Raw genomic sequence first — 17662 nt, forward strand, 5'->3', positions numbered from 1 at the left:
TACTCTCCTACTTGTTAAAATTTCATCCTGATAATTTTAAAATTATTGGGATGGATGTTTTTATTGTATTTATTTTTTTATTTTTGTTTTATTATTTAATTTTATAAAAATATAATTATCTTTTTATGCAACTTATAAGATAATATTAGATTTTAATGTAACTATCAAGGAAAAATATGTTTGATAAAATTCATTATTATTATTTTAATGCTAATTATGAAAAATGTTTAAACTTGAGTGAGCAATTTTTAAAAGAAAGTCCAAAATTTGCTTTAGAATTTGCTACGCTTTCTTCTTATAAACTTTCTCTTTTTCAAAAAGCTTTATATTATGCTCAAGAGCTTTTTTCTTTAAATCCTACAAGTTTTAATGGTCTTATGCTTGCTAAAAGCTATATTGAAAATTTAAGACTTGATGAAGCCTTGAATTTATTACAAACACTTTTAACTCGCAAAGATGATTTAGAAGATGAACTTAAGTTAGAATTGGCTTTTATTTATAAGCTGAGTAATAAATTAGAAGAATCTGAACAAATTTTCAAAGAATTGCTTTCTAAAGATATGTATAATCTTAATCTATGGAAAAATTATGCAGAAATTTATTTTAAACATGATTTTACCAAGGCATTAAATGCACATGAACACTTGTGTCATTTTATGCAAGATTTGATTGATAAACTACAAAAAGGAATCATTGCTGAACAAACCAATCTTAATTTAATTAAACTCGAAGATAGGCTTCACAGTAAAACCAAAGAAAATCTTACTATTTCTAAAATAGAAGATTTTTTAACTCATCAAATTTTACCCCAAAAAGCATACTTGCTTTTTAAGCTTTTTAGAATATCTGATTCTTTAGAACTTTTTCAATCGCTACAAGAAGCCAATCAACACCATGCACAGTTTTGGCAAAACTATGCTAAGGTCTTAGAATTTAATTCAAACTATCAAGAAGCTTATTATGCTTATAAAAAATGTCTTAGCTTGGATTCTCATGCAACCTATCAATTTGATTTGGCTTATCTTTTGATGCGTATGGGAGTGGATGATAATTTTGAAGAGGGCAAGAAATATTATGAAAGCAGATTATTTTATGCTCATAATGAAACTTTTTCTACTTATCATTATAATGAAAGCCTAAAAGCTTTTAATAAATTTGGCGTTGATGCTTTTAAAAATAAAGAAGTTTTAGTATTTTGCGAGCAAGGCTTTGGCGATACTATAATGTATGCAAGATGCTTAGAAAAACTTTGCAAAATCGCTTCAAAGGTTTTATTTGCTCCTCAAAGTGCCATGTATGAAATGTTTAAAAATCAAATCAAATTTTTAAATCAAAATGATGATATTTTTAAAAATGTAAAGGTTTTAAAAAATCTACCTACAAATTTTGATTATGCTATTCCTATTTGTTCTTTGCCTTTTTTTATTGATATTAAGCTTGACGAGATTTCACGATTAAAAACACCTATATTGCCACAGAAAAAACCGCATAATAAAAGAAAAAAACTTGGTATTTTTTATGCTACTCCTAATGCTGAAAATTCTGATTTATTAAGAAATGTAAAATTTGAATTTTTATTTGATATATTAAAAGACTTAGATTATGAAATCATTTCTTTTCAAATGCAATTAAAAGAAGAATTACCTAAGGCAATAGAAGATAGAAGTAAGCTTATAAAAAATTGGAATGATACTCTAAATTATTTATATGATATTGACTGTATGCTTAGTATTGATAGTGCTATAGCGCATTTAAGCTTAGCTATGGATATTCCTACTATAGTTCTTTTACATCCTAGATTTGATTGGCGTTGGGGAAAATTTGAAAATCCTAAAAGTTATTTTTGGCCAAAAGCAAAATGTTTTATCATAAAAGAACAAGAAGAAACAAAAAGGAATTTGCAAAAACTGATTAAAAATATTTTAAACTAAAGCTTAGTTTAAGAGCTTTAGGTGGAAAATTTGGTTTTTGATAACATCAGCTAGCATTTTTGGCATTTGGTTTATAATATCTTGATAATTTTGCTTTGCATCTTGACCTTTTAATGTCAAATTTAATTTTGCATTTTTTGCTGCAAGAATTTTTCCATTACTTGTAGAAATGATTTTAAAATTAATACTAGCCACACCTTCCTTACTCGTTGTGATAAAATAATTTGTAATATTTACATAAAAATCTTGCAAATTTACCACCACAACATAATCTGTAAATTTAGCATACATTTTAGCCTTGTCTTTTTCTTGTGTTAAAAAAGGACTTACATTTATAAGTTTTGCATCTTTAGGACTAAAATGTGACAAAGTTTTAGAACTTTGATAAATACCATTTGCAGCAGAATTAACCCAATTAAGTTTTAAACTTTGAATCAAATTTTTAGCAAATAATGTAGAAAACTCCTTATCACTCACTCTAAAACCATCTAAAAAATAACCAAAATTTTTCCTAAAAGTTAATACAATAGCAAAATCAATATCTTTATCTTTGGTGATTTGTGATTTTTTTTCAATCAAAGTAGAACTATCAAACAATGCTTTTTGTTGATTTAGATTTGGATTTGCAACATTTTGATTTAGATCTATTAGCTCAAAACTATCTGTGCTTTTTTCAATTTTAATAACTTTTTTCTGAGAAAAATTATTTGCCAAAAGATTAGAACTTAAAACTAAACTTAAAAACAAAATGAAACAATACCTCATTTTCATCCTTGTAAATTATTTAAATATAAAATTATACTCTTTATTTTATAAAAAATCTTGTAAAAAATTCATAGATGAAACACAAATAAAAGGACTGGATTTATAATTTAAAGGGTTATATAAAATGTATTTTTTAGAAAAATCTCCCATAAATCCTCCATTTTGATTAATCAAAAAATCTCCTGCTACAATATCCCAAATATTAAGCTTTTCAAATCTTTTATAAACTCCTGCCTTAGCCTCTAAAATAGCACAAAATTTTAATCCAGAGCCTATATTAATAGCTTCTAATTGATGCTCTTTTGCAAAGTCTTCATCTTCTTTGCTAAGATGATTAACACTCAATAAGGCTTTATATTTATTTTTCTCGTATTCTTGCTGGTCAATTTGCAAAGGTTTATCGTTTTTATAAACCTTAGTTTTTGCATGAGCATAGAATATATCACCTTTTGATGGATTTTGTATAAGCGATAAAACAGGGCGATTATCATGAACCAAACTTACCATAACGCAAAATTCATCACTGCCTTTTAAAAAACCACTTGTTCCATCAAGAGGATCAATAAGCCAAAAAGTTTTTAATTCTTCACATTCTTCTTTGCTGAGTAATTTTTCTTCTGATAAAATTTTAATATCCGTAGAACCTAAAATATCATTTAAAATTTTATTAGAAGCAAGATCTGCTGATGTAAGCGGGCTTTTATCTTCTTTTTCCCAAGTTTTAAAATTTTTTCTCTCTTCTAAAATAGCTTTAGAAGCTTGATTGCTAGCATTTATAGCAATTTCTAAAAATTTATCAAGATTAAGCATGATTATAAGACTTTCTATAAGATTTTTTAAAATTATACAAGAAGATTTTGTGGAATTTTTAATTTCCACAAAAATTTTAATTAAATTTTACTAGTTTCACCCAAATAAAGTTGTCTTGGACGGACTATTTTAAGACTTTCTTGCTCTTTTTGTTCTATCCACTGAGCTATCCATCCTGGGGTGCGTCCTATAACAAATAAAGTAGCAAACATTTCATTTGGAATACCTAAGGCTTTTAAAATAAGTCCACTATGAAAATCAACATTCGGATATAGCCCTCTTTGAACAAAATAATCATCATTTAAAGCAATCTCTTCTATACGCGTTGCTACTTTAATAAGATTGGTATCAATACCCAATTCATCAATAAGTTGATCACGAAGTTTTTTAAGTACTTTTGCTCTAGGATCAAAATTTTTATAAACCCTATGCCCAAAGCCCATCAAACGGAAAGGATCGTTTTTATCCTTAGCCCTTTTGATGAATTCATCTACCCTATCAACACTACCTATTTGCTCAAGCATTCTAATAACACCTTCATTAGCTCCACCATGTGCATGACCCCAAAGTGCACCAATACCTGCTGCTATACAGGCATAAGGATGAGCATGAGTTGAACCCACAGCACGAACCGTTGAAGTTGAAGCATTTTGCTCATGATCTGCATGAAGCATAAAAACTGTATCAAGTGCTTTTACTTCTATAGGTTTAAGCTCTACATGATCGTAAGGATAAGTTCTTAACATATATAAGAAATTTTCTGTAAAACCACGATCTAAATTTGGATAAGCCATAGGAAAGCCATGTTTATATCTATAAGCGGTGGCGACTATAGTAGGGATTTTAGCCACTATTCTAGCTGCCATTTCCATATATTCTTCTTTTACGTTCATGTTTAAATGATCAGGATAAAAAGCACTAAGCGATGAAACAGCACCTTGTAAAACTGCCATAGGATGAGCATTATCAGGGAAAGAATCAAAAAGACGATGCATACCTTCATGGATAAAAGAACGCTTTTTCATTTCATAACGAAACGCTTCAAGACGCGTAGCATCAGGTAATTCTTTATAAAGTAAAAGATGAACCACATCTAAATAAAGTTTGTTTTCAGCAAGCCACTCTATAGGATAGCCACGGTGCATTAAAATTCCGTTTTCTCCATCAATATAAGTGATTTTTGATTTACAAGTAGCCGTAGAAGTCAAGCCCTCATCATAAGAAAACATTCCTGTTTGTTTATAAAAACTTGACATATCTACAACGCTTGGTCCAGTTGTACCATCATATATAGGAAATTCATAGCTTTTTCCATTTCTATTATCAGTTATAGTAACGGAATTTGACATTTTCGCTCCTTTTATTGTTACTTTTATTAATTCTAACAAAAAAGGACGATTATGAGTTTTTTTATTATTAAATTTTTAAGATTTTGTTTGTTTTTTTGAGTAAAAAAGTAACTTTCATTTTTTAGAATTAGAAAGAAATTTAATCATACTCATAACAATAATAGCCTCAAATAACGCTGTTAAAATAAGCGCTGAATAAAGCTTCTCATCAATAACCTTGCCCGAATAACCCAAAGTAGCTGTTGCTATAAGCAAGGTTAAAGGCATAGAATGACTAAGACCAAATAAAATCATATTTTTAAAACCAATTCTTTTTAAAAAAACACTTGCACATAAAATTCTTAAACCCACCATAACAAACATAAGCAAAAATGCTTGTAAAACGATTTTATAATCTAAAATCATTTTAAGATCAAAGGTTGAACCTATATGGATAAAAAAAATAGGGATCAAAAACCCGTGTCCAAAAGTAGAAAGCTTGTGCTCAAGATCTTTTTTATGATCAAAAAAAGTAGCTATAAATGAACCTGCTATAAAAGAACCAAGAACGATTTCAAGTTTTGTAATAACCATAGCAACAATGATCAGTATAAAAATCGCCATACAAAATCTTACATCTTTTTCATTTTTATCTTCCCATGGCATAAGCACAACTTTAAGCTGAGGATACCACCAAAAAAGCACACCAAGCATTTTAAACCCAAGCAAACAAAGTCCCAAAAAGATATTAAGATATAAAATACTTTGTGCTACATCAATAATACCTGTTCCTTCTCGTAAAAAAGCTCCCGCTATAGTCAAAAGCACAATAGAAATCACCTCAGCTAAAGTAGCTACTATCATAGCAATATTTAACCAGTAACACTCTTTTCCAAAATCCTTAAAAAGTAAAGATAAAAGCCCTACACTCATCACAGGTATAATGATAACAAATACTAAAGAAAGTCCAAAAATCCATACTATAAAAGAAGATAAAGCATAAAGTAAAAAAATATAAAAAAAACTTTTTTTGACAACTTCTTTATCCATATTAAAGAAGGCTCTTAAATTTACCTCCATGCCTGCTATAAACATTAGATAATAAAAACCTACATTTGCCAAAAGTGCAAAATTTTCACTTTTTCCTATGAAGCCAAAATACGCTATTATCGCCCCTAAAATAATTTCAGTAGCTGAAAGAGGCAAGCGTAAAATTTTTGCAATATGCGGAGAAAAAAGTAAGCATAAAGCTATAACAATAAGAATTTTTAAATCAATTAAACCTTGCAGATCAATGACACTCTGATGCAAAAGTAAATCCCATTTCTTTTAATTTTATTATATCTTGACTTGGTTCTTCACCTTTAGTGGTTAAATAATCCCCTATAACAATAGCCCCAGCACCTGCTTGAAAAATTTCATATTGTCTTTCTCGTAATACCACTTCACGCCCACCTGCTACCATTACCACGCTTTGCGGTAAAGCCTCTTTGGTATCACGAACAATTTTTAAGGCTTCATCGGCACTCAGTCTTGGAACTTGTAGTTTTAAATTTTCATTTGCTATAAAAAAATTAATAGGCGTTGAAAAAGGCTGTAATTCTTGCAAAGATTTTCTAAAACTTAGCCTATCTTCTTCACTCTCACCCATACCATAGATTCCACCACAACAAAGCATAAGCCCTGCTTCTTTAGCGTTTAAATTGGTTTGAAATCTACTTTCCCAAGTATGCGTGGTGCAAATTTGTGGAAAAAATTCCTTAGAAGTTTCAAGATTGTGATTATAAGAAAAAATTCCTGCTTTTTTAAGTTCTTTGAGTTGTTCCACGCTTGCCATGCCATTACAGGCAATTAAAAGCAAGTTAGGCACTTCTTTTTGCACGGCCTTAGCAGCTTCGCAAACATACTCAAGCTTTTCATCATCAAGCCCAAGTCCTGCTGTAACCAAACAAAAACCCAAGGCTTCATTTTTCTTTGCCATTTTTGCTTCTAAAACGATTTGTGAAAGTTCTTTACGACGATATTTTTGAATATCTGTTTTTACATGGGCACTTTGGGTACAGTATTTACAGTCTTCTGAACAATTTCCACTCGCTATATTTGAAATAGCACAAAGCATGATTTGCATTTTAATCCTTCATTTCTTTTTTAATTTTACACTTTAAACATTCTAAGAATGTACCTTTTTTAAGCTCTTTTATCACTAAAGTTTCGCCACACTCTTCGCATTTTTCTTCGCTTGGTTTGTATTTACTTATAAAATTGCATTTTGGATAAGCGCTACAGCCATAAAATTTACCGCGTTTTGAAAAGCGTTCTACGATTTCACCTTTTTGACAACTTGGACAAGTAATACCTGTACCATTAGCTTTAGCTTTTGCGGCAGTATTTTCGCTTTCATTTTTACTTTCACTTTTTAAATTTCTTGAATACTTACATTTTGGGAAATTTAAACACGCTACAAATTCTCCAAAACGCCCTTTTCTAATAGCAAGTTCCCCACCACAATCAGGACAACTTTCACCTAATTTTGTAACAGTTTTTTGACTGGCGATTTTTGTTTTTCCTTCTTCGATTTTTCTCATAAAAGGATAGTAAAATTCTTTTAAAGTTTCTTGCCAATCTGCCTTATCTTCTGCGATTTCATCTAAAGTGTTTTCAAGATTTGAAGTAAATTTACTATCCACTATATCGCTAAAATTTTTTTCAAGCACTTCGGTTACATTAAAAGCAACCTCACTAGGAATAAGTTGTTTTTTGTCTATTTTTACATAATCACGGCTTGTAAGTATAGAAATGGTTGGTGCATAAGTAGAAGGGCGACCTATGCCTAAACTTTCAAGTTTTTTTACAAGTCCTGCTTCTGAATACCTTGAAGGTGGTTCGGTAAAATGTGAGTTCATTTCTAAATTTTGTATTTTTAAATTTTCACCTATTTTAAAATTTGGTAAAATTTTATCCTTATCCATATCACCATAAACTTTATAATATCCATCGAAAAGGATTTTTCTACCGCTTATTTTAAAAACTGCTCTATCATTTTTTACAAATACATTTTGAGTTTGAGAGATAGCAGGATTCATCTGACAGGCTAAAAAGCGATTGTAAATAAGTGTGTAAAGTTTTAACTCATCTTTGTCTAAAAATTTGGCCGCAATTTCTGGAGTAAAACTTAAATTTGTAGGGCGTATAGCTTCATGAGCTTCTTGAGCACCTTTAGCCTTTGTAGTATATACATTTGCTTGGCTTGGAAGATAATCTTGGCCAAAATTTGCTTGTATGAATTTTCTTGCATTTTCTATAGCTTCTTTGGCCAAATTTAAACTATCAGTTCTCATGTAGGTAATAACCCCCATCACGCCCTCGTGAGTATTTACTCCTTCATAGAGTTTTTGAGCTATCATCATGGTTTTTTTAGGGTTAAAACCAAGGCGATTGCTAGCACTTTGCTGTAAAGTTGAAGTCATAAAAGGAGGTGGTGGAGCGATTTTTCTTTCTTTGCTTTCAATGTCACTTATAGTATAAGCTTCATTTTTGCAAGCTTCCAGTACAAGTTTGGCACGATCTTTGTTGATAATGGTAAGTTTTTCTATCTTAGCTTTGTCAAACTCAACTAGTTCTGCATCCAAATCTTTTTGAAAAATCATATCTATGCTAAAATATTCCAGTGGTACAAAGGCACGAATTTCTTTTTCACGATCGACTATGATCTTTAAAGCCGCACTTTGAACACGCCCTGCGCTAAGTCCTCTTTGAATTTTTTGCCCCAATAAGGGGCTGAGTTTATATCCTACAATGCGATCTAAAAGGCGTCTAGTTTGTTGGGCATTTACAGAGTGCATATCTAATTTTCTTGGATTTTTTAAAGCATTTTCTATAGCACTTTTAGTAATTTCATGGAAAACGATGCGTGGCAAGGTGTTTTCATCTTTTCCTATAGCTTTTGCAATATGATAAGCTATGGCTTCTCCTTCTCTATCCTCATCCGTTGCAAGATAGACTTCTTTGGCATCTTTGGCTTTGCTTTTAAGTTCTTTAACTAAGGCGCTATGATCGCTTGTGATTCTATACTCAGGGATAAATTCATCATCTTCTATTTTAATCCCAAAGCTTGATTTAGGTAAATCTCTAATATGTCCTTTAGAAGCAATCACTTCATAATCTTTTCCCAAAAAATTTCCTATGGTTTTAGCTTTTGCAGGAGATTCTACTATGATTAAATTTTTCTTCATTTTACACCCTTGTTAAATAAAAAGCTGAATTTAGCTAAAATTATTTAAAATTCTACTTATAAAATATATTTTAAAAACAAAACTATCATAACAAAATAAATAAAATATAATTTTAAGTAATTTTAAATACAAATCATAATTTTTGGAGTATAATAAAATAAAAAAGGCAAAATTATGAATGGCAAAACTTATAAATTTCATCCAAATGATACAAAAATGGATAAAAAAATAATTCAAATTACCGAAAAATCCGGATTTAAAGCAGCTGTGTTTTCTATGGCCGCTATGACTATGCTAGGAAGTGTAGTCATTTCATCTGCTCTACCTGCTATCAACAGACATTTTGAAGAACTTTTAACCCAAAGTGGTGCTACTCTTGCTTCAAGTTTCACATTAGCTCATCTTGATATACTTGTTCGCTTAGTTTTAACCATTCCTGCTATTTTTGTTGTCATTTTATCTCCATTCGCTGGTATTTTAATGGATAAATTTGGCAAATTAAAATTCATTCTTCCAGCTATGGTGGTTTGGACTATTTCTGGAGTAAGTGGCTTTTTCTTAAATGATATTTATGCTATACTGACTTCAAGAGCTATTTTTGGTATGGCAACTGCTTTTATAATGACAGGCGCTTCGGCTTTACTTGGAGATTATTATAGTCGCGGTGGCTTTAATCGCAGAGAAAATGCTTTAAGTCTTCAAGGATTTTTTTGTGCGGTAGGGGGTGCTGTTTTTATTTCTATTGCGGGATTTGTTTCAAGTTATTCTTGGCGTTATCCTTTTTTGGTATATGGACTTGGAATTTTAATTACCTTAATGGCTATCATTTATCTTTTTGAACCTAGAAAATTTAAATTCTATAATCATACAAAAATAGAAGCAAAAACAAATTATTGGCAATTTTTTCCTATCTATTTTATAGGTTTTTTTATCATGGTAGTTTATTATATTTCGCCAACTCAACTTCCTTACTATATAGAAGAACATTTAGGATTGGATCCCAAATATATAGGTATTTCGATGTCTGTGTCTGCACTATGTTATGGTTTTTTCTCTCTAAGCTATAGATATATTATAAAATTCTTAAGTATTAAAACTATCTATGTTTTAACTCTTTTTATCGTATCTTGTTCTTTTTTGCTGCTTTTTTTAGTAGATAGCTTTTTCACAGTTTTAATCGCCTTAGCTTTGCTTGGAATGGGCGGAGGTATTATGCTTGTAAATAATACGGCTTATCTTTTTTCAATCTGTCCTGAAAATGCTCGCGCTAGGGCTTATGGAATTTTAGCAAGTTGTATATTTTTAGGACAATTTTTAAGTCCTATTATCTCTCAACCTATCGTTAGGCAAATGGGTCTTGTAGATGCTTTTTTAATATGGTCAATAGTAATTTTTATAGTGTGCATTGTGTTTTTATTTTTAAAGCAAAAACCTAGGATAAATTAGCAAGAAAAATCTTGCTAATTTTATTTATTACAAACCTACTGCACTTAAAGTTTGGTATTTACTCATATAAATTTGAGCTTCAATTTTTCTCATTGTATCAAGCGCTACTTGAACTACAATAAGTACAGAAGTACCGCCAAAATGAAAAGGCACACCCATAAATTTCACCAAAACCCAAGGCAAGGTTGCAACAAGCCCTAAATAAATAGAACCTGATAAAGTTAAACGAGAAGCCACTTCATTAAGATAATTTGAAGTTCCTTCACCTGGACGAATTCCAGGGATAAAACCGCCTTGCTTTTTCAAATTTTCTGCTATGTCTTTAGCGTTAAATACAATAGAAGCATAAAAATAAGCAAAGAAAATTACAAACAAGAAAGTTAAAACATGAAACAAATAACCATTTGGATTTAAAAAGTCATTAATGGCTTGTAGATAAGGATTTGTACTAGTTTGTAAAATCGTTGTTGGAAACATCAAAATCGCACTAGCAAAAATCGGTGGAATAACTCCACTAAGATTGAGTTTAATAGGAATATAATTCATAATGCGTTTGTTTTGATTTTGCATTACAACTTTACGAGAATAAGAAATAGGAATTCTTCTTTCTCCAAGTTCTACATAAATAATCACGCCTATAGTGATTAAAATCAAAGCAAAAATTGCAAAAGCGGTTAAGAAATTCATCTCACCTGAATTAATTTGTCCTACAGTTCCTGAAATCGCTCTTGGAATACCTGAAACAATACCTGCAAAAATGATTAAAGAAATACCATTTCCTATACCTCTTTGTGTAATTTGTTCGCCAAGCCACATTAAAAGCATAGTTCCTGCAAGCATAGAAATAGCACAAAGTGCGATAAACATATTTAAATCTTCCACCATTATAGCCCCTGCGCCACCACGACCATGTAAGCTTTGCAAACCTATAGCAACGCCTATACTTTGAACCAAAGTAATCACAATAGTCGCATAACGGATAATTTGCATATATTTTTGCATACTATCACGCTCTTTTTTCATCTTACCAATATTTGGAAAAGTTGCTGCAAGAAGCTCCATAATAATAGAAGCAGTAATATAAGGCATAATACCTAAAGAAATGATAGAAAAGCGTTCAGCCGCTCCACCACTAAAAACATTAAATAAACCCAAAGCATTGTTTTGATTGTTATTAAAAAATTCCGCAATCACATCAGCATTGACGCCAGGAACTGGCACATAAGCCAGAACCCTATAAGCAAACAAAAATGCTAAGGTGATTAAAATCTTATTCGTCAATGCTCTATTCATTATTTTGATCCGGTGACGCTAATATTCTCGTCTTTGATTTTTGATACTAAGTCTTTTGCACTTGCACCAATTAATTTGATTTTATTCACAGATTTTGAAATTTTGTGAACACTTTTAATGCTCTCAAATGTAATTTCATTAAGCTCTTTTACAGCTGTGATTTTTTCAACATTGATTACATAAGGTTTTTGAATTTTAGAAGTAAAACCTACTTTTGGTAGTCTTCTTTGAAGTGGTTGTTGACCCCCTTCAAAACCTCTTTTTTCATTATAGCCTTTTCTAGCAGTTTGACCTTTACCCCCTTTAGTAGCAGTCTTACCCATGCCAGAACCTTGACCACGACCAATTCTTTTAGTTTTATGCGTTGAACCCGCTGCTTTTGTTAAATTCATCTTCTTATCCTTTTAACATTGTTAAAGCTTTGATTGTAGCACGAACCACATTAGCTGAATTATTTGAACCCAAAGACTTGGTTAAGATGTCTTTAATACCTGCAAGTTCCACGATAGGGCGTGTAGAACCACCTGCGATAACTCCTGTACCTTCACTAGCTGGTTTAAGTAAAATTCTACTTGCATTATATTTTACCTCTACATCGTGAGCGATAGTTGAGCCTTTAGTTTTAACTTCAACGATATTTTTAAACGCATCGTCAACAGCTTTACGGATAGCATCTGGAACTTCCTTAGCCTTACCATAACCAACACCTACTAAACCTTTGCGGTTTCCAACGATAACTAAAGCAGTAAATCTAAATCTTCTACCACCTTTAACAACCTTAGTAACTCTGCCGATATCGACGATTACTTCTTCAAATTCTTCTCTATTATATTTTTCCATCGATTTACCCCTTATAGCCTAATGCCATTTTCTCTTAAAGATTCAGCCAAAACTGCAATAACACCATGATATACATAACCATTTCTATCAAAAACAGCTTGTTCTATCTTTTTAGCTTTTAAAGTTTTAGCAAATTCAGCAGCGATTTTTTTAGCGCCTTCTTTATTTGCTTTAACGCCAAGTTTGCGTCCATCAACTGCTGCTAAAGTTACAGCTTTTGCATCATCAATCGCTTGGATATATAGAGTTCTGTTCGATTTAAATACAGAAATTCTTGGAAAATTTTCACAACCTGAAATTTTCGCTCTAATTCTTTTTTTTCTTTTGATTCTTAAAGTTAGTTTTCTTTTTAATACATTTGCTCTCATATTCTACCCTTACTTCTTAGATGTCTTACCAGCTTTGCGGATAATGCGTTCATCAGAATACTTAACGCCTTTTCCTTTATATGGCTCTGGTGGTCTAAATTCACGAATTTGAGCAGCAACTTGACCTACAACTTGTTTATCACTTCCTTTAACTGCAATAGTATTTTTATCCACTACAATTTCAATTCCTTCTGGAATATCATAATTAATAGGATGAGAAAAACCAAGGCTTAGTTCTAAAACTTTACCTTTTAAAGCTGCTTTATAACCAACTCCATTGATTTCAAGAGTTTTTGAAAAACCTTGAGTTAAACCTACAACGATATTGTAAGCTAAAGCTCTGTAAGTTCCCCAATAAGCTCTACTTTGTCTATCTTCACCTTTTGGAGAAAAAAGAATATTATTATCTTTAATCTCAACATTTACATTTGCTTTAGTATCAAGTTCTTTTGCCAAATTTCCTTTTTTAAATTTAAGCAAATTTCCTTCTAATTTTACTTCTACTCCTGCTGGAATAGCAATCGGTTGTTTACCTATACGAGACATATTTTTCCTTTTTATTTGTCTAGGATATTTCTACTTTTTTAAAAGAATGGATACCCAATGCCATAAAAAGCAGATTTTTTACCAAATAGTACATAAAATTTCGCCGCCAACACCTGCTTTATAAGCTTCATCATTAGCCAAAACGCCACGACTTGTGCTAACTACAATAGTACCATAACCATTTTTAAAACGCTTGATTTCATCTTTACCTTTATAAACACGACGACCGGGCTTAGAAATTCTTTTAAGCTCATTGATAACACTCTTACCTTTTTCATCGTATTTTAAAACTACATTGATAAATTTCTTTTTATCTTCTTCAATAACGTTAAAACTCTCAATATAGCCCTTAGCTTGAAAAATTCCAACTAAAGCTTCTACAACTTTAGAATGTAAAAGCTTGGTTGTTTCAAGCTTTCTCATTCCTGCATTTCTGATACGAGTGAGTGAATCTGAAATAATATCATTTATCATATTTTATCCTTACCAACTTGCTTTCTTAAGACCTGGAATCAAACCTTCATTGCCCATTTTTCTTAAGCAAACTCTGCAAATTCCAAAATCTCTATAAACCGAATGCGGACGCCCACAAATTTGGCATCTCGTATAAGCTCTAACCTTAAATTTAGGCTTGCGTGCCGCTTTTGCAATCATTGATTTTTTAGCCATCTTACTTTCCTTTTGTAAATGGCACACCGATAAGTTCTAATAACTTTTGTGCCTGTTTGTCATTTTGTGCTGTTGTAACTATAGAAATATTCATACCATGAGTTCTTAAAATTTTATCATACTCCACTTCTGGGAACATCAACTGCTCATCAAGACCGAAGTTATAGTTTCCGCGTCCATCAAAACCATCTCTACTTAAACCTCTAAAGTCTTTCACTCTTGGCAAAGCAATAGAAATTAATTTATCAAGAAAAGCATACATATTTTCTTTTCTTAAAGTTACCATTACACCCACAGGAAAACCTTCGCGAACTTTAAATCCTGCAACTGATTTTTTAGCTTTAGTAATTACAGCCTTTTGTCCTGCAATTAAAGAAATAGTATCTGCAACATTTTGCAATATTTTTTGATCTTTAGCCAACTCACCAGCACCTACGCTGATAACTACTTTTTCGATCACAGGGATAAGCATAGGATTTTTAATATCAAATTCTTTAACCAATGCAGGTTTAATGCTTTGATTATATTTTTCTTTTAATCTCATCATCGCTTACTCCTGAACTTTTGCCACATTGGAAATATCCATTGGCATTTCTTTATTGATAAAACCACCATTTGGGTTTTTCTCACTCGGCTTAATAGCTTTTTTAGCGATTTTACATCCTTCAACTACCACTTTAAGTGTTTTTGGATATACCGCTAAAACTTTACCTGTTTTACCTTTATCATCGCCTGTGATAACCTTAACGCTATCACCTTTTTTGATTTTTAATTTAACCGCCATTATAATACCTCCGGTGCTAGTGAAACGATTTTCATAAAGCCACCATATCTAACTTCTCTGCCCACTGGCCCAAAGATACGAGTTCCGATAGGCTCTCTTTTGTTGTCAAGAATAACCGCAGCATTTTCATCAAAACGAATCAAAGAACCATTATCTCTATGAATTTCTTTTTTAGTTCTAACGATAACCGCTTTTACCACTTGACCTTTTTTAACTTTTCCATTTGGTAAAGCTTTTTTAACAGATGCAACGATTACATCACCTACGGTAGCGTATCTTCTTTTGCTACCCCCTAAAACCTTGATACACATTAATTCTTTTGCGCCGCTATTATCAGCAACTGCAAGTCTTGTAAAACTTTGAATCATTACTCAACTCCTGTAGCTAATACAGATTTTAAGCGAAACGATTTTCTTTTTGAAAGTGGTCTGCATTCTACTGCAACAACAGTATCACCCACTTTAACTTCATTTCTCTCATCATGAATTAGATATTTTTTAAAGCGTTTAACAATTTTTCTATATCTTGGATGAACCACTTTTCTTTCAACCAAAACACTTGCGGTTTTTTCACCAGCGATTTTAACAACAACGCCTTGAATTTCTCTTTTAAATGCCATTTTCTCTATCCTTATCTTAAAGCGTTAATTGCTGTATTTATTCTAGCAATGTCTTTTTTTACTTGGCTAATCTCTTTTGGATTAGTAAGTTGCATTGTTTTTAGCTTTTGTTTTAAAGTGAATAAAAGCACCTTTTTTTCTTTTAGCATTGTTGCAAGCTCAGCTGCTGTTTTATCTTTAATCTCAGTATATTTCATTTTGGCTCTCTCTTGTAACAAACTTAGTTTTAAATGGAAGTTTATGCATTGCTAAAGTCAATGCTTCTCTTGCCATTTCTTCGCTTACTCCTGCCATTTCATAAATGATACGGCCTGGCTTGATATTCATTACCCATTCCTCAACAGCACCTTTACCTTTACCCATACGAGTTTCTAAAGGTTTTTTTGTCAAAGGCTTATCTGGGAAAACTCTAATCCAAGTTTTTCCTTGTCTTTTAACGAAACGAGTTAAAGCAATACGCGCTGCTTCGATTTGGCGTGAGTTAATGCGTCCTGCTTCAGTTGCTTTTAATGCAAATTCACCAAAAGTAAATTCTGTTCCACGATTAGCATAACCTCTGTTACGCCCTTTCATCATTTTGCGATATTTAGTTCTTTTTGGCATTAACATGATTATTTACCCCTTCTTGTGCGTCTTGGCTTTTTAGCTGGAGCACTTTCTTCAGTTTTTTCAGGTTGCATACCTTTGTGTAATACCTCACCTTTAAAGATCCATACTTTAACCCCTATGTTTCCATAAGTAGTTCTAGCTTCTGCAAAACCATAATCGATTTTTGCTCTTAAAGTATGAAGTGGAACGCGTCCTTCAAGATACCATTCTGTTCTTGCCATTTCAGCACCGCCTAAACGACCAGAAACTGAAACTTTAATCCCTTTAGCACCTGCTTTTTGCGCGCCTTGAATTACTTTTTTCATTGCTCTTCTAAAAGCAATTCTTTTTTCAAGTTGAGTTGCAACACTTTCAGCAGCAAGTTGAGCTGAAGCTCCTGCTTTTCTTTCTTCTTTGATATTGATATTTACATCTTTACCGATTAAATCTTGCAATTCTTTTCTTAAATTATCAACATCACTACCTTTTTTACCGATGATGATACCTGGTCTTGCGGCAACTACAGTAACGCGAAGTTTTTTAGCAGTTCTTTCTACTAAAATTTGACTAATTCCTGCGTAATAAAGTTTTCTTTTTAAGAAAGCTCTGATTTTGTAATCTTCACCGATATTTTCTACTAAATTTGCTTTAGTTGGAAACCATCTTGATTCCCAGTTTCTATTGATTCCTAGTCTTAGACCAATTGGATTAACTTTTTGTCCCATTAGCTTTCCTTTTTCGCTGTTGCTTTTTTAGTGCTTGTTGTTTTTTTAGCTGGAGCTTTTGTTGTAGTAGTTTTTTTAGCTACTGTTTTTTTCTCTTCAGCTTTCACTTCTGCTTTTGCCACTTCTACTAAAATATGTGAAGTTGGTTTTCTAATACGACTTGCACTTCCTCTAGCTCTTGGTCTAAATCTTTTTAACACCGCAGCTGCATCCACGCGACAACTTTTTACAATCACTTCGTTTGCTTCAAAGCCACCATTTGCTACTGCACTTGAAATTGCGTTTGCGATATATTTTGCACCTTTATTTGGCATAAATTTTAAACTAGCCATAGCTAATTCTGCATTCATCCCCTGAACTTCCCTAGCAATCAATCTTGCTTTAGTTGGAGATAATCTTATGAATTTAATTAATGCTTTACTCATATCTTATCCCTTACTTACCAATTTTCTTTTGCACAGAGCCTTTATGCCCTTTAAATGTGCGTGTTGGAGCAAATTCACCAAGCTTATAACCGATATGATTTTCAGTAATATAAACTGGAATAAAGCTTTTACCATTATGAACATTAAATGTAAGTCCTATCATATCAGGAGTAATTGTGCTTCTTCTTGACCAAGTTTTAATTGGTTTATTATCATTAGCCTTTTTAGCAGCGATGACTTTTTTCATTACATGATCATCAACAAAAGGACCTTTTTTTAGTGATCTAGCCATC

General features: G+C 31.8%; 24 protein-coding genes. 2 read left to right on the forward strand and 22 right to left on the reverse strand.

Annotated features, from left to right (window positions below):
* The first annotated feature begins 176 nt into the window (after window positions 1–176).
* The gene (locus AJN70_RS04165; protein WP_070295520.1) at window positions 177–1931 is read left to right on the forward strand and encodes a hypothetical protein; all 1755 of its coding nucleotides are present in this window, start codon (window positions 177–179) and stop codon (window positions 1929–1931) included.
* A 3-nt stretch (window positions 1932–1934) separates the two neighbouring features.
* On the opposite strand, the gene AJN70_RS04170 is transcribed toward AJN70_RS04165, so the two are convergent.
* The 6 genes from AJN70_RS04170 to topA all read right to left on the reverse strand — a co-directional run bounded on the left by AJN70_RS04170 (window position 1935) and on the right by topA (window position 9066).
* Window positions 1935–2702 (reverse strand): hypothetical protein, encoded by a 768-nt coding sequence (locus AJN70_RS04170; protein WP_083262317.1) that lies wholly within the window; start codon window positions 2700–2702, stop codon window positions 1935–1937.
* A 39-nt stretch (window positions 2703–2741) separates the two neighbouring features.
* A complete protein-coding gene (locus AJN70_RS04175; RefSeq protein WP_070295522.1) occupies window positions 2742–3506 on the reverse strand; it encodes a 3'(2'),5'-bisphosphate nucleotidase CysQ in 765 nt (254 codons plus the stop codon).
* 80 nt (window positions 3507–3586) lie between these two features.
* Window positions 3587–4855 (reverse strand): citrate synthase, encoded by a 1269-nt coding sequence (locus tag AJN70_RS04180; RefSeq protein WP_070240235.1) that lies wholly within the window; start codon window positions 4853–4855, stop codon window positions 3587–3589.
* Between the two features lie 114 nt (window positions 4856–4969).
* Window positions 4970–6145 carry a cation:proton antiporter gene (locus tag AJN70_RS04185; RefSeq protein ID WP_070273944.1) on the reverse strand — a complete coding sequence of 392 codons (1176 nt, stop codon included), beginning with the start codon at window positions 6143–6145 and terminating at the stop codon, window positions 4970–4972.
* Window positions 6126–6962, reverse strand: coding sequence for a biotin synthase (locus AJN70_RS04190; RefSeq protein WP_002855968.1), 837 nt, complete (start codon window positions 6960–6962; stop codon window positions 6126–6128). Before AJN70_RS04190 ends, AJN70_RS04185 begins: the two co-directional genes overlap by 20 nt.
* Window position 6963: 1 nt before the next feature.
* On the reverse strand, window positions 6964–9066 hold the full coding sequence (gene topA, locus AJN70_RS04195; RefSeq protein ID WP_070209939.1) for a type I DNA topoisomerase: 2103 nt from the start codon (window positions 9064–9066) through the stop codon (window positions 6964–6966).
* 174 nt (window positions 9067–9240) lie between these two features.
* Between topA and AJN70_RS04200 the strand changes: the two genes are divergently transcribed.
* Window positions 9241–10512: an MFS transporter gene (locus AJN70_RS04200; protein WP_002892040.1), complete on the forward strand. Its 1272-nt coding sequence runs from the start codon at window positions 9241–9243 to the stop codon at window positions 10510–10512.
* A 27-nt stretch (window positions 10513–10539) separates the two neighbouring features.
* Here AJN70_RS04200 and secY read toward each other — a convergent pair whose 3' ends face one another.
* The 16 genes from secY to rpsS form a co-directional block, all read right to left on the reverse strand.
* A complete protein-coding gene (secY, locus tag AJN70_RS04205; protein WP_002860827.1) occupies window positions 10540–11805 on the reverse strand; it encodes a preprotein translocase subunit SecY in 1266 nt (421 codons plus the stop codon).
* Entirely contained in the window at window positions 11805–12197 is a 393-nt protein-coding gene (gene rplO / locus AJN70_RS04210) for a 50S ribosomal protein L15 (protein WP_044778600.1), read from the reverse strand. The genes secY and rplO overlap by 1 nt, the downstream gene beginning before the upstream one ends.
* A 4-nt stretch (window positions 12198–12201) precedes the next feature.
* On the reverse strand, window positions 12202–12645 hold the full coding sequence (gene rpsE / locus AJN70_RS04215; protein WP_002779428.1) for a 30S ribosomal protein S5: 444 nt from the start codon (window positions 12643–12645) through the stop codon (window positions 12202–12204).
* Between the two features lie 11 nt (window positions 12646–12656).
* Window positions 12657–13013, reverse strand: coding sequence for a 50S ribosomal protein L18 (gene rplR, locus AJN70_RS04220; RefSeq protein WP_002860829.1), 357 nt, complete (start codon window positions 13011–13013; stop codon window positions 12657–12659).
* A 9-nt stretch (window positions 13014–13022) separates the two neighbouring features.
* Window positions 13023–13559, reverse strand: coding sequence for a 50S ribosomal protein L6 (gene rplF / locus AJN70_RS04225; protein ID WP_002851302.1), 537 nt, complete (start codon window positions 13557–13559; stop codon window positions 13023–13025).
* 78 nt (window positions 13560–13637) lie between these two features.
* Window positions 13638–14033 (reverse strand): 30S ribosomal protein S8, encoded by a 396-nt coding sequence (rpsH, locus tag AJN70_RS04230; RefSeq protein ID WP_002860830.1) that lies wholly within the window; start codon window positions 14031–14033, stop codon window positions 13638–13640.
* A gap of 9 nt (window positions 14034–14042) precedes the next feature.
* On the reverse strand, window positions 14043–14228 hold the full coding sequence (locus AJN70_RS04235; RefSeq protein WP_002851478.1) for a type Z 30S ribosomal protein S14: 186 nt from the start codon (window positions 14226–14228) through the stop codon (window positions 14043–14045).
* Window position 14229: 1 nt separating this feature from the next.
* Window positions 14230–14775 carry a 50S ribosomal protein L5 gene (rplE, locus tag AJN70_RS04240; protein WP_070284951.1) on the reverse strand — a complete coding sequence of 182 codons (546 nt, stop codon included), beginning with the start codon at window positions 14773–14775 and terminating at the stop codon, window positions 14230–14232.
* Window positions 14776–14778: 3 nt separating this feature from the next.
* Entirely contained in the window at window positions 14779–15012 is a 234-nt protein-coding gene (gene rplX / locus AJN70_RS04245) for a 50S ribosomal protein L24 (RefSeq protein WP_002779437.1), read from the reverse strand.
* The gene (rplN, locus tag AJN70_RS04250) at window positions 15012–15380 is read right to left on the reverse strand and encodes a 50S ribosomal protein L14 (RefSeq protein WP_002779438.1); all 369 of its coding nucleotides are present in this window, start codon (window positions 15378–15380) and stop codon (window positions 15012–15014) included. Before rplN ends, rplX begins: the two co-directional genes overlap by 1 nt.
* Window positions 15380–15631: a 30S ribosomal protein S17 gene (gene rpsQ, locus AJN70_RS04255; RefSeq protein ID WP_002851549.1), complete on the reverse strand. Its 252-nt coding sequence runs from the start codon at window positions 15629–15631 to the stop codon at window positions 15380–15382. The genes rplN and rpsQ overlap by 1 nt, the downstream gene beginning before the upstream one ends.
* Before the next feature lie 11 nt (window positions 15632–15642).
* A complete protein-coding gene (rpmC, locus tag AJN70_RS04260) occupies window positions 15643–15828 on the reverse strand; it encodes a 50S ribosomal protein L29 (protein ID WP_002851566.1) in 186 nt (61 codons plus the stop codon).
* Window positions 15815–16240, reverse strand: a complete 426-nt coding sequence (rplP, locus tag AJN70_RS04265) for a 50S ribosomal protein L16 (protein ID WP_002779441.1) — start codon at window positions 16238–16240, stop codon at window positions 15815–15817. The genes rpmC and rplP overlap by 14 nt, the downstream gene beginning before the upstream one ends.
* A gap of 2 nt (window positions 16241–16242) precedes the next feature.
* Window positions 16243–16944 carry a 30S ribosomal protein S3 gene (rpsC, locus tag AJN70_RS04270; protein ID WP_002851138.1) on the reverse strand — a complete coding sequence of 234 codons (702 nt, stop codon included), beginning with the start codon at window positions 16942–16944 and terminating at the stop codon, window positions 16243–16245.
* Window positions 16944–17369, reverse strand: a complete 426-nt coding sequence (gene rplV, locus AJN70_RS04275) for a 50S ribosomal protein L22 (protein ID WP_002860832.1) — start codon at window positions 17367–17369, stop codon at window positions 16944–16946. Before rplV ends, rpsC begins: the two co-directional genes overlap by 1 nt.
* Before the next feature lie 10 nt (window positions 17370–17379).
* Window positions 17380–17661, reverse strand: coding sequence for a 30S ribosomal protein S19 (gene rpsS / locus AJN70_RS04280; protein WP_002851509.1), 282 nt, complete (start codon window positions 17659–17661; stop codon window positions 17380–17382).
* Between the last annotated feature and the right edge of the window lies 1 nt (window position 17662).

It is taken from the genome of Campylobacter sp. BCW_4341 (assembly GCF_001764255.1).
Taxonomy (GTDB): domain Bacteria; phylum Campylobacterota; class Campylobacteria; order Campylobacterales; family Campylobacteraceae; genus Campylobacter_D; species Campylobacter_D jejuni.